Here is a 13,357-nt window from a genome sequence, read left to right on the forward strand (position 1 = left end):
CCTAGGTATACTTTACTTTTCTTGTTAAATAATATCAGTCATTTCTTCTGCTTCATTTAAGCTTAAAGCTATGACTTTTGAAATAGCTCTTTGTTCCATAGTTACACCATAAATATAATCTGCTGCTTCCATTGTACCTCTTCTATGAGTTACAGCAATAAACTGAGTTCTAGATGTTAATTCTTTTAAGAATGTTCCAAATCTAGCTATATTACTATCATCTAGCGGAGCTTCTATCTCATCTAGAATACAAAACGGTGTTGGTTTTGCTAGTAATATGGAGAATAATATACTAATTGCTGTTAACGCCTTTTCTCCACCTGATAATAAACTTAAATTTTTCATTTTTTTACCTGGTGGCTTTGCAGTAATTTCTATATCACTTTCTAGGATGTTTTCTTCATCTAAAATAGTTAAATTACCTTCTCCTCCACCAAATAATCTGTTATATACATATTTAAAGTTTTCATTTATCTTATCAAATTCTTCTTTAAACTGTACTTTCATGTGTCCTTCCAAATCTGTTATTATTTCTTCTATGGCTTCAATAGATTTTTGTAAATCTTCTTTTTGCTCACTATAGAAATCATATCTTTCTTTTATTTCTTTGTATTCTTCTATGGAATCCACATTTACATTTCCTAAAGATCTAATATCTTTTTTAATAGAATCTAATATTTTTTTATTTATTTCTATTTCATCATCTCTAAGCTCTACAGCTTGTAAGTATGTTAAATTATAATCCTCAAATAGTTTAAAGTTATTACTTTCCTTATTTGACTCTAGTTTTTCAATTTTAGATTCAACTTTAAATATACCCTCTTTTAGTTCCATAAATTGTTTATCAATATTTTTAAGTTTTATATTATTATCATCTAGCTTTTGTTTTAGGTTTTCTCTAGCTATTTTCTTATTTTCTAAGTTTTTGTTATTTTCACTTAATTGATTTTTTAAATTTTCCTTTTCTCTATCTTCCAGGATTACTTTCTCATCAATATCTTTTATTTTATTTTCTTCTTCATTATTTTCTTTCTCGATTAAAAGCTTTTTACTGTGAAGTTGATTTAAATATTCGTTTATCCTTTCCATATCTGCATTAAAGGACTTAAGTATTTCTTTGTCTTTTGTAAGTTGAAGATTTATATTGTCAAATTTACTTTTTTCAGTTTCGTAAATTTCACTTTCTTTATTAAGTTCTTCATTTAAGACTTCTATATTTTCTTTGTTGTTTTTATGCTTGTCATCAATATCTTTTATTTGAGACTCTAATACTTCTTTCTTTTGAAGAGTATAACTTAAGTTTGATCCTAGATTTTGTTTTTCATTCTCCAACTTTTTCATACTAGATAAGAAGTTATTTATTTCTTCTTCGTATCTTGAATAAGATGAATTACTAAATATTAATTCTTTATCTAAGTTTTTTATTTCTTCTTCATAAGATTGAATATTGTCCTTACAGCTTATTATGTCTTTTTCTATGGATACTAGTTTTTCTTCTATAGATGTATTTTCTTCCTTTGTAGTTTTTATTTTTTCATTAAACTCATTTATAAGTCTTTTTCTTGATAAAATATTTCCACTTGTTTTTAGAGAACCTCCTGTTAAAGAACCTCCTGGATTTAATATTTCACCTTCCAGTGTTACTACCTTATATTTATGTCCAGTTTCTCTAGCAAATTTAATTCCTTCATCTATATTGTCTATTACTATGGTTCTTCCTAGTATATTCTCTAGTATATCCTTATATTTATCATCATAGGATATTAAATCACTGGCAATTCCAATAAAATTAGTTCTAGTTTGAATATTGTTTATCTTTTTTGATTTGATTATATTCATAGGTAAGAAAGTTACCCTACCAATTTTATTGTGTTTTAAATAATTTATGGCTGCTTTTGCACTGTTCTCATCAGCTGTTATTATATTTTGCATATAAGCACCAAGTGCTGCTTCAATAGCTTTTTCATATTTTTGTGGAACAGTTACCACTTGTCCTAAGGCTCCATATATTCCACTAAGATTTTTATTTTTAAGAACCTCTTTAACTCCTCTGTTAAATCCTTCATAGTGATTTTCCATATCTATATAAACATTTAATTTGGAGCTATATTCTTTTAGAGCATAGTTATTATTTTGTATCTTAGTATTTAAGTTTTGATTATCTTCTTTTAATTTTCTAAGATTTTCATAATAATTATTTACTTTCTTATTTAAATCCTCAATTTTTTCTTTTTTATTATTTATTTTATCTTGGATTTCTTTTAAAAGTACTTCCTTAGATTTTAGTTTTTCATTTATTTCACTAATTTCTACGTCTATATGTTCATTTCTTTGATTAATATTATCTTTATTGGCATTTAAAGTTGATAATTTATTACTTACATCTTGTTTTTCATTAAGTAATTTAATTATCTCATCTTTTAAATTTTCAATTCTATCATTTAACTCTTCAATTTTATTCTTATTGGTTTCATTCTTTTCCATAAAAATATTAAGTTGATTTTTAAATTCATTTATTGATTTTTCTTTTTCTTGTTTTTCATTGTTTATTTTTTCTAAGTTTTCTTTATTATCTTGTAATGATTTATTTATATTTTCTAGCTCCTCAGTATTTCTTTTTATTTTAGTAGAGCTATTATCTTTTCTTTGATTTAATAAATTAATCTCATAGTCTTTTTTATCTATTACAGATTTAATAGAGTTTATATATTCTGTAGCTTTTTCTATGGATTTATCTATTTCTTCTATTTGAATACTAACTTCTTTTGAGTTTTCTTCAAATAATATTTTTTCTTTATCAATATGTTCTAATTCTTTTTCTAAAACTTCATATTGACTATTTATTTCTTTTAATTGTTGTTCTATTCTTTGTATTTCTCTTATATAATTGTTTACTTCTAATTTTTTTAACGTCTCACTAAGATCTAAGTATTTTCTTGCTTTAGCTTGTTGATTATAAAGTGGTTTAATTTGATTTTCTATTTCCACATAAATATCGTTTATTCTATCTAGATTTTCCTTAGTGTTTCTTAAGTTTCTCTCTGACTCCGTCTTTTTATATCTATACTTAGATATGCCACAAGCTTCATCAAAAACTTTTCTTCTGTTTACTGGGTTATTACTTAAGATTTCGTCAACTTTTCCCTGCTCTATAATAGAGTATCCATCTTTACCAATCCCTGTATCTAATAGAATTTCTTTTATATCTTTTAGTCTACAGTTTTTATTATTTAAATAGAATTGACTTTCGCCATTTCTATAAGCTCTTCTCTTTATGGTAACTTCACTATAATCTATATTTAACTTTTCATCTGAATTGTCTATTGTAAGAGCTACCTCACAAAAATTCATAGGTTTTTGGTTATCAGATCCAGCAAATATAACGTCTTCAAGTTTATCCCCTCTAAGACTTTTTATACTTTGCTCTCCAAGAACCCATCTAACAGCATCAGATACGTTACTTTTACCACTTCCATTTGGTCCAACTATTGCTGTTACACCTTCTTTGAAGATTATATCTGTTTTGTTTGGGAAGGACTTAAATCCTTTTAACTCTAATCTCTTTAAATACAATGCTTACGTTCTCCCTTCCTTACAAAAATTCGCGACCCTTAAGCCACTGCGTAGGCGCTACACTTCATATCTCCAACGATATGTCTTTCCTACAAGTTATAAATATTATAAAGTTCTTTGTACATGTCCTCTGATTTAATATTTAATTCCTCATTTTCATCAAATATTATTATGAATTCATTTTCATCTAGATTTTCTGGTTTTATCTTCATATTAATATTAAGTTCATTTTTAAAGAATAATTTATTGATTTTCTTATTACCAACTACTTTTGATATATTTTTATTGTTTGTTTTTATTTCTAAGTCGCTTACAGTCTTATTTTGTATAACAAGATAATGTAAGTAGTCTTTGATCATTTCCCCTTCAACTAATTCTCTAAAAGCTGGATGATAAGGTCCATCTACTATTCCTTTTCCAAGCTGTATATCTTCTGTTGCTTGAAGTCCAACTCTTATAACATTTATGTTGTTAACATAAAATAAAACTAAAAGCTTTTTAACAATTGAAATACATTGTTCTAATGTAAAAGGCTTGTACTCCTCTTTGTTTAATAGTGTTTCAAGTCCTGTATCTTTCACTACTAATGTAGGATAAATTCTTACACAAAATGGATTTAGTTCTATGAATTTTTTTGCAGTTTCAATACATTTTTCCTCAGTATCCGAAGGTAGTCCAACCATCATTTGAAGTCCTAAATTTATACCAGACTCTTTAATTAAGTGTGAGCTTTTGATTACACTTTCTATATCATGTCCTCTAGCACTATCATGAAGTACTTTTGCATCCATTGATTGTACCCCCAACTCTATTATTGTAGTTTTATGTTCTTTTAATCTATTTAATATCTCTACACTAATACAATCTGGTCTTGTTGACATTCTTATATCTGACACTAGGCCTTTATCTACATATTCTTTAGCCACTGATAGTAATTCATTTTGTGTTTTTTCATCTATTGCTGTAAAACTACCACCAAAAAATGCAATTTCCACGCTAGCATCCTTTGGTATAGTAGGTAAATATTCTTCTATAATATTTCTTGCTTCTTCACTAGTAACGTCTGTGCTAACTCCTGTTATTTTCTTTTGATTGCAAAATATACAATCATGAGGGCATCCTCTATGTGGCACGAATATAGGTATTATTCTCTTTTTCATTTTATCAACCTCTTAAGTTAAAATTTTTGTGATTTAAGAGCAGATTTTGCAGCAACTTGTTCTGCATCTTTTTTACTTTTACCTTCTCCCACACCTAATACATCATCATTGATTCCAACTTCCATAACAAATCTCTTATTATGATCTGGCCCTTTTTCTTCAACTAACTTATACCATATGTGTTGTTCGCCTTTGCTTTGTAAAACTTCTTGAAGATATGTTTTATAATCTCTAAATATTTTACCTTCTATAGAATTTTCTATTATCTCTTCCATAAATTCAAATATAAATTTACTTGCTTGTTCTAAACCACCGTCTAAATAAATTGCTGCAATTACTGCTTCTAAAGCATCTGCTAGAATAGATATTCTGTCTCTTCCACCAGTAGCTTCTTCACCTTTTCCAAGTAATAGGTGCTCCCCTAAATGAATTTGTCCTGCAACTTCACTAAGTGATTCTTCGCATACAATATTTGCTCTTAGTTTTGTAAGTTCACCTTCTGGAAGATTCGTTTCTTTTTTAAATAAATAATCACTTATTACTATACTTAAAACTGAATCTCCAAGGAATTCTAATCTTTCATTGAATTTATAATTTTTATTTTCATTTGAATATGAACTATGAGTTAAAGCTTCTAATATATAGCTTTTATCCTCAAATGTATAATTAATTATTTCTTCAAATTTACTAATGTTATAAATTACTTTTTTATTAACGTTCATTGTTCCTCCTTAAATAATTATATCATTTTATAGTGTACTATTTTTAATAAAATAATGCAAAAAACCTATGGAGCAGAAAGCTTCATAGGCAAAATATTTTAATAATTTTCTGTTCTATTTTTCTTCGTGATCTTCGCAGCTGCATCCACATCCACAACAATCTTCATCTTCTTCTGATGATAATATTATTGCTTGGCAGTTAGGGCAAATAACATCTACTGAATCATCAAATAATAGTTCTTCGTCTATGTCAACTAAATCGCCACAATTTGGGCATTCCATTTCTATGTAACTTAATTCATCTTCCTCATCGTAATCTTCATCATCGTAGTCATCATAATCTTCATCAAAATCATCTTCGTCTTCTTCATATAATATGTCTTCTACATCTGATAAATCTTCGTCAACACTTTCAACATATTCCACTAACTCATTATAATCTTCTTGCATATCATCTAATGTGTCAGTTAAGTTTTCAAGTACATCTATTATCTTGCATATCATTTTGCCTTCTTTAGTTTCGCTTTCTATTTCTAATCCTTCTGCCAAACCCCTTAAATATGCTACTTCTTCGCTTAGATACTTCATAAGTTAATACCTCACTTTCATTTTATTTATAAACTAAAAGCTCATATATCATTATTATTAAGATATATAAGCTTTTTATACATTAAAATATTAAACTCTTGATAAATATTCACCAGTTCTAGTGTCTATTTTTACTTTGTCACCTTCGTTTATAAATAAAGGTACTTGAACTACTGCACCTGTTTCAACTGTAGCTGATTTAGTTACGTTTGAAGCAGTGTCTCCCTTTATTCCTGGTTCAGTTTCAGTTACTGTTAATTCTGCAAAGTTTGGAGCTTCTACTTGGAATGGTTGTCCTTGGTAGAATCTTATAGTTGCTACTTCATTTTCTTTTAAGAATTTTATAGCATCTTCAACTTGCTCATAGTTTAAAGGTATTTGATCATAAGTTTCCTCATCCATGAAGTAGTATAATTCACCATCATCATATAAGTATTGCATTTGCTTAGTCTCTATTAATGCTTTTGGGAATTTATCACTTGGGTTGAAAGCTTCTTCTCTTATAGCTCCTGTTTTTAAGTTTTTGTATTTTGTTCTTACGAAAGCTGCACCTTTTCCTGGTTTAACGTGTTGGAAATCAACTATTAAACAAGGTTGTCCATCTTTTTCGAAAGTTACACCTTTTCTAAAATCTCCTGCTGTTACCATATCTGTTCCTCCATCTAAAAATTTGTCATCATATATGTATCGACGATATCTATTAACTTCATCCCAATACATATCATCCTATGAATTTAAATTTTTAATATACAATAAACTTATTGAGTAAATTGTATATTTTTACAAAATAATTTTTTCTCTTAATATAATATCATATATTAAGTTATTTAAACAAGTTTTTAACTAACTACTTTATATATTTTTATAATTTATCTATTTTTTTATACTAAGTGAAATAATTGAAATTATTTCTTCGCATATTTTTTCAACGCTTTTATTATTTGTGTCTATTATCAAATCAGCTGAATTCAAATATTTTTCCTCTCTTTTCTTCATAAGAGATGATATGAATTCCACATTCATGTTATTATTTAATATTGGTCTTTCATTACTAAACCTTACTCTATCATATACAGTTTCCGCAGTTGCAGTAAGTAATATTATTTTTCCTTGTTTTTTCATTAAATCAATATTTTCATCTCTTAATACTATTCCACCTCCGCAAGATATTATAGTATTATCCATCTGGTTTAACATTCTTAAAGTTTCAGTTTCCAAATCTCTAAAATATGTTTCACCATGTTTTTCAAATATTTCAGGGATTGTCATTTTTTCTTTCTTTTCAATATATTGGTCTATTTCAATATATTTTCTATCTAATATTTTACTCAGATAAGAAGAAATTGTTGTTTTTCCTACTCCCATAAATCCTATAAAAAATATATTGTATTTAGCTAAATTTTCAATATCTATTTTTTTAAATTTATCTAGTATTTTTTCTGATTCATAGTTATTACTTTTATGTATATTTATGTCATTAGTCTTTTTCATTTATATTCACCCCATTTTATAGTAGTTTCTATAAATTATAGCATTTTATTACTTTTTTTTCAACAATTAGTCTTTTAAATAATATAAATACCCAATGACAAAAAGGTCAACTTAATTTAAAGATGACCTTTTTCCTACATTATATAATATAACTAATAAATCTCATACATTGTTTCATATTTGCTTACTTCAGATTCTTTTTCTTTTAAGTCTTTTAATTTAGGAACTATAGTTGTAAAATGCTCACTTTTATTGTGTATCTCTATAGCTTCTTTATTTTCATATTTTTCCACAAATACAAATATATTTTTATAATTTAAATCTTGGCATAAATCATATGATATACAGCCTTTTTCTTTTCTAGTTTCTTTAACTAATTCTTCAGCATATTCTATAAATTTATCTACTTCATTACTTTTAACGTAATTTTTAGCTAATATGACTATCATATTATCATCCCCTTATTTTTATGCTATTTGTTGTTTTTTATATTCTTTGTTTACATAAAGTGCAAGTAATACACCTATAAAAGTAACAACTATGTTAAGTAATATAACATTAAGTGGTCCTTGTTGTGTTCCACCAACTTTAGTTAAGTAACTTGCAAGATTTAATACTGTGTAGTTAGCTATACTTGAAGCTATCATAACTATAGATGTTATCTTACCTTTATCATTTGGGAACATTTCATTTGCAGTTGATACACATAATTGTAATACCCCACCTGCTGCTGAATAACCTAAAACAAATCCTCCTACAAGAACTATTGTTGGATTTTTTACGAAATATATAGCTATTAACATTAATGTAGCTATTGTTGGATATAATATTAATATTTTAACTGGCTTAATACCTTTTTTAATTAATACTGTTGACATTAATATTGCACATACAGTTCCTGCTGCATATAATGATTGTATTTTTGATGGATCTAATACTCCGTATAATTTTCCTAACTCTTGGTTACAGTTTAACCATATCATGAAAGTTGAAGAACAAGTAAATCCTATAGATACTAATGCTATACTAACTGGTGTAAATTTCATTTTTGCTTTTTTAACTGGCTCATTTGATTTAACTTCTTGATTTCCACTATTTTTTACAGGGAATGGAAGAAATGCTATTAATAAACCATCTATTGCTATTGCAGCTGCTGCCACAAGGAATATTGTTTTAAATGGTAATGCTGATGTTGCTACAAATCCTATCATAAATGGTAATAAAAACTGAGCTACTGATATTGAGAATTTAGTAAACATATTTGCTATAGAACCATTTTCCGGGAATATTTCCATACATGAAGGTGAAACACAAGTATCTAAGAATGAGTTAGCTATACCACCTACTATGGCAAACATATATCCTATTGTCATACTTGGTGAAAAAGCTATACCTCCAAGATACAATACATAACAAACTATACCTATAAGTCCACTTACTTTTCTACCAAACTTATCTGATATTGGACCAGAAAAAGGAAGTGATATTAAACGACCAAGACCTAATGCGGCTATAACTGCTATTACCATACTTACATCAAAAGTTCCATCTGCTAATTTTTCAGCTCCCCATTGAGCTGCAAGGTTTTGCTTGTATTGCCCCATTATTGACGCACCTATTCCATGTATAAAATAAGTAAAATAAAGGGCTACTGCTGTCGGGTAAAACTTTTTGTAATTAATCTTCGTTGTATTGTTCATAATACAATCCTCCTACATATTTTTATATTTTTTTATATTTTTTCTTCGTTAATTTCTTAACTTATAATTGCATAAAAAATTCATTTACTTACTACTCTGCAAAATATTTTTCTTTTACTTCTTTTACTGGCATATCTTTTCCTGTAAATAGTTTGAATGCTTCTACTCCTTGGTATAATAACATTCCCTTACCACCAATAACTTTACATCCCTTATCTTTTGCATCTAAAATCATTTTTGTTTTTATAGGATTATAAACCACATCTGTAACTACTAAGTCTTTTCTAAATACATTAGTATCTAAAATATTTGTATCATTTTCATAAGGTTTCATCCCAACTAAAGTTGCATTTGTTAATATATCACTGTTTGCTATTTCATCATATAATTTTTCAGTATCATCTAAATCGTATAAATTAACTATACACGTTGGAACTTCTTTCTTTATATCTTCTACAGTTTTTTCAGCTCTTTCAAAGAAATCATCCTTCTTACTAAATATAGATATTTCTCTGGCACCATCTAGAGCACATTGTACTTGAATAGCTGTAGCAGCTCCACCCGCTCCCAATATAGTTAATTTTTTATCCTTTACATAGACACCATTTTCTTTTAAATTTCTAACATATCCTTGTCCATCTGTAATATGTCCTATAAGTTTTCCATTTTCATTAACAATAGTATTACAAGCACCTACTATACGTGCTGCTGGAGATAGTTCATCCATATAGTCGCATACAGCACTTTTACACGGCATGGTTACATTTGCACCTTTCATATTAAATGTTTTAATAGCAGATATGGCATTTTCTACCTTATCCAGTTTTATATCAAATGCTAAATATTTATAGTCCATGTCTAATAACTCAAAACTATAATTGTACATCGCTGGTGATCCTGAATGTCCTACTGGTGATCCTATTAACCCTAACAATCCTGTTCTTCCTGTTATTTCCATTTTATTTCCCCCTAATTTTCATTTATTATCTCTGTTGCAAGCTTTAACAACAGAGATAATAATTTTTTAATCTAGACTATATACTTAAAGCCACATCTAAAGCTTCAACTGTAGCGTTTAAAGCTCTTCTAGCTTTAACTGCATCTCCAATTACATAAGTATCTTTTATTATTTCTTTAACATTTTCACTAAGTGGATCATAATTTCTAGAACCCATAGCAAGCACCACTGAATCAAATCCATGAGCTTCATGTTCACTTCCATCCTCTAGTGCGTAGTTAACTCCATCTTCTACAAATTGAGAAACTTTTGCTCCAGTTATTGTTTTGATTTTGTATTCTTCAAAATCTTTCATTAGATATTTTCTATGCTCAGATGCAACATCAGCTGCTACTGCATCTCTCATTTCTATTACTGTAACATCATGTTCTTGTTCTCCAAGGAATGCTGCAGTTTCTGCACCAACTAATCCTCCTCCTACAACTAGAACCTTTTTACCACATGATTCTTTACCATCTAATAAGTTTATTGCATGTATAATTCCTGTATCATTTATACCTGGTATAGGAAGAACTAATGGAGTAGCTCCTGTTGCAATAATTGCACTATCTGGGTTGATTTCCTTTATTAAATCTATTGTAACCTCTGTATTTAATTTGATTTCAACTCCATATAACTCACATTTAGCTATCAAATTACGAACTAAATTAGTTAAATCTCCTTTACCTGGTGGGTAAGCAGCAAGTCTCATTTGTCCACCTAGTGTATTTGTTTTTTCAATTAATGTAACTTTGTGACCTCTAGAGGCTGCCACCCAAGCAGCTTCCATTCCTCCAACTCCACCACCAACAACTAAAATATTTTTAATTTCTTTAGCTGGTTTTAATTCATCTTCACGACCAACTAATGGATTACTTAGACATGTTAATGGTTTTCCTTGGAACATATTAGGTACACAACCTTGTAAGCATGCTATACATGGAGTCATTAATTCTAATTTTCCTTCTTTAGATTTATTTGGAGTTTCTGGATCAGCTATACTTTGACGACCAAACGCTACTAAGTCCGCTTTACCTTGATTAACCATTATCTCAGCAAATTGAGGTTCAGTATAACGACCAACTGTTATTACTGGAATATTGACAGCTTGTTTTATTTTTGCTACTAAATCAGCACTAAATCCACCATGAACTGTAGTAGGAGCCCACATAAATTCATCATTTAAGTGAGTAGCACGTGATACATGTAATCCATCTACTTTACACTCTTCAGCTAAATAAGCTGCTATAGCTGTAGAATCTTCTGCACTTACTCCTCCTAATTTATCATCAGAAGCATTTATTCTGCATAATATAGCTATTGCTCCTTCAGTTTTCTTGCGTATATTTTCTAATATAAGGCGAGGAAGTCTCATTCTATTTTCAAAACATCCACCAAACTCATCAACACGTTTGTTAGTTCTTGGTGATATGAATGAACTTACTAAGTAACCATGAGCACAATGAAGCTCTACTGCATCTATTCCTGCTTTTTTAGCACGAAGAGCTGCATCCCCATAAGCTTCTATTATTTGATATAATTCTTCTGTCGAAACTTCATCAGGAATTATGTGCCCTTGTTTAGTTGGAATAGGAGAAGCTGCTATTGGATTATGTCCAGCTATTTTAGCATTAACTTCTGGTCCAGCATGTTGTAATTGTACAGAAACCTTTGCCCCATGCGCATGGCATGCATCTATTACAGTTTTAAAGCTTTCTATTGAATCGTCACTAAATAAACAAGGTTTTCTAGGTCCACCTTTCGATTTATTGTAAACAACAGTTGACTCTATTGTTATTAATCCAAATCCACCTTTAGCTCTTGCTTCATAGTAGTTTTTAGATTTTTCACTTAATGTACCATCAGTATTTGCAAAATTATTTCCCATTGGTGGTACAACAAAACGGTTAGGCACTGTTATGGGACCTATTTGTATAGGTTTAAACATTGATTTGTATCTCATAATTCTCCATCCTTTTTGTATATATTTTTAATAAAATTTATTTGGTTTATTTTTGTTAAGTTTTATATTTCAAATAAAACCAATAGGTTTTATATTGTTTTCAAAATCAAATAATTCTTTTGTATAATAATTAACATTAATATTTCTATTTAAATTAAAATTTCAAAATTATATTTGTCCTACTAGGTAAATTCATCTCGTAGTAATTTTTATTTTTAACTGCATGCCTCTTATTTGGTAGACATGCAGTTAATATTTAAAACATTATGTCTAAGCCAATTCTACATCTATTTCTTCTATCATTTCAGGCCAAGCTTCTTTTAAAACTTTCATTGCATTTTCATATGTATATTTAGCTGCAAAGTCTACGCCTTTTTCAACATACTCATCGCATATTACTTCTACACCTAATGCATTTGGTTTAATTCCTTTATCTCTTAACATCTTGCAAAATCCAACTGTATCTCCATATCCAACTCCTGGAGCTACTCTATCATGCATTGACTCATCTCTTAATACTTCTTTAGCATATGGTCTTGCTTGAACATCATTTATTTGAACAGATACGATTTTTTCTGCTGGTATCATATCAATTACACCTTCATATGGTTGATTTGCTCTTACCCAGTGCCATGTATCTAATATTATCATGGCATTATCACATCCAGATTTTTCAACAACTTTCCAAGCTTTTTCAAGATTTGGAAGTCCACTGTATGGCATTGGTTCTACTCCAATTATATATTTTCCTGCTCTATGGCAAAGTTCTTTAAGCTTTTGTGCTGTATATTCTATTGAATAGTTTTCCATAAGACCACAGTTTATTTGTTTTACTCCAAATAATTCACACATGTGAAAACACATTTGCTCTTTATATTTTTGTTCATATGATCTGTTTTCCTCAGCCCATTGAACTATATACTCAACTTCAGTAACCTTCATATCATGTTTTTCTAAAATTGCTAGTATATCCTCATCATAAAGTCCTTCATTTAAAGCATCAACATATATTTCAGCTCTAAGTCCAATTCCTTCATATCCAGCTTCTTTAGCAGCTATAACACGTTCTTCAAATTTACACTTATCCCCAAGTGTCCATGAACTTACAGTAATAGGATGTTTTTTTGACATTTGTATTTCCCCCTAAAATTTAGAACTAATAT

At 28.7% G+C, this 13,357-nt stretch carries 11 protein-coding genes; all 11 read right to left on the minus strand.

Translation table 11 applies throughout. The annotated features are described in order from the left end of the window. Positions 1-24: 24 nt before the first annotated feature. Positions 25-3,573 carry a chromosome segregation protein SMC gene (gene smc / locus TVTCOM_RS14055; protein WP_434796901.1) on the minus strand — a complete coding sequence of 1,183 codons (3,549 nt, stop codon included), beginning with the start codon at positions 3,571-3,573 and terminating at the stop codon, positions 25-27. Between the two features lie 89 nt (positions 3,574-3,662). After that, complete coding sequence (locus TVTCOM_RS14060) at positions 3,663-4,733, minus strand: elongator complex protein 3 (RefSeq protein WP_434796902.1); 1,071 nt, start codon at positions 4,731-4,733, stop codon at positions 3,663-3,665. 17 nt (positions 4,734-4,750) lie between these two features. Then, complete coding sequence (rnc, locus tag TVTCOM_RS14065) at positions 4,751-5,455, minus strand: ribonuclease III (protein WP_434796903.1); 705 nt, start codon at positions 5,453-5,455, stop codon at positions 4,751-4,753. Between the two features lie 114 nt (positions 5,456-5,569). After that, positions 5,570-6,043, minus strand: a complete 474-nt coding sequence (locus TVTCOM_RS14070; protein ID WP_434796904.1) for a CD1247 N-terminal domain-containing protein — start codon at positions 6,041-6,043, stop codon at positions 5,570-5,572. A gap of 90 nt (positions 6,044-6,133) precedes the next feature. Further along, positions 6,134-6,691, minus strand: coding sequence for an elongation factor P (gene efp, locus TVTCOM_RS14075; protein WP_434799747.1), 558 nt, complete (start codon positions 6,689-6,691; stop codon positions 6,134-6,136). A gap of 225 nt (positions 6,692-6,916) precedes the next feature. Further along, a complete protein-coding gene (locus TVTCOM_RS14080; RefSeq protein ID WP_434796905.1) occupies positions 6,917-7,534 on the minus strand; it encodes a shikimate kinase in 618 nt (205 codons plus the stop codon). Between the two features lie 152 nt (positions 7,535-7,686). Beyond that, positions 7,687-7,983 (minus strand): putative quinol monooxygenase, encoded by a 297-nt coding sequence (locus TVTCOM_RS14085; RefSeq protein WP_434796906.1) that lies wholly within the window; start codon positions 7,981-7,983, stop codon positions 7,687-7,689. An 18-nt stretch (positions 7,984-8,001) separates the two neighbouring features. After that, complete coding sequence (locus TVTCOM_RS14090) at positions 8,002-9,234, minus strand: MFS transporter (protein WP_434796907.1); 1,233 nt, start codon at positions 9,232-9,234, stop codon at positions 8,002-8,004. Between the two features lie 91 nt (positions 9,235-9,325). Then, a complete protein-coding gene (aroE, locus tag TVTCOM_RS14095) occupies positions 9,326-10,192 on the minus strand; it encodes a shikimate dehydrogenase (protein WP_434796908.1) in 867 nt (288 codons plus the stop codon). Between the two features lie 76 nt (positions 10,193-10,268). After that, positions 10,269-12,194 carry an FAD-dependent oxidoreductase gene (locus TVTCOM_RS14100; RefSeq protein WP_434796909.1) on the minus strand — a complete coding sequence of 642 codons (1,926 nt, stop codon included), beginning with the start codon at positions 12,192-12,194 and terminating at the stop codon, positions 10,269-10,271. Between the two features lie 270 nt (positions 12,195-12,464). Further along, positions 12,465-13,325: a sugar phosphate isomerase/epimerase family protein gene (locus TVTCOM_RS14105; RefSeq protein ID WP_434796910.1), complete on the minus strand. Its 861-nt coding sequence runs from the start codon at positions 13,323-13,325 to the stop codon at positions 12,465-12,467. Positions 13,326-13,357 lie beyond the last annotated feature (32 nt).

This window comes from Terrisporobacter vanillatitrophus (assembly GCF_051148895.1).
In the GTDB taxonomy this organism is placed as follows: domain Bacteria; phylum Bacillota; class Clostridia; order Peptostreptococcales; family Peptostreptococcaceae; genus Terrisporobacter; species Terrisporobacter vanillatitrophus.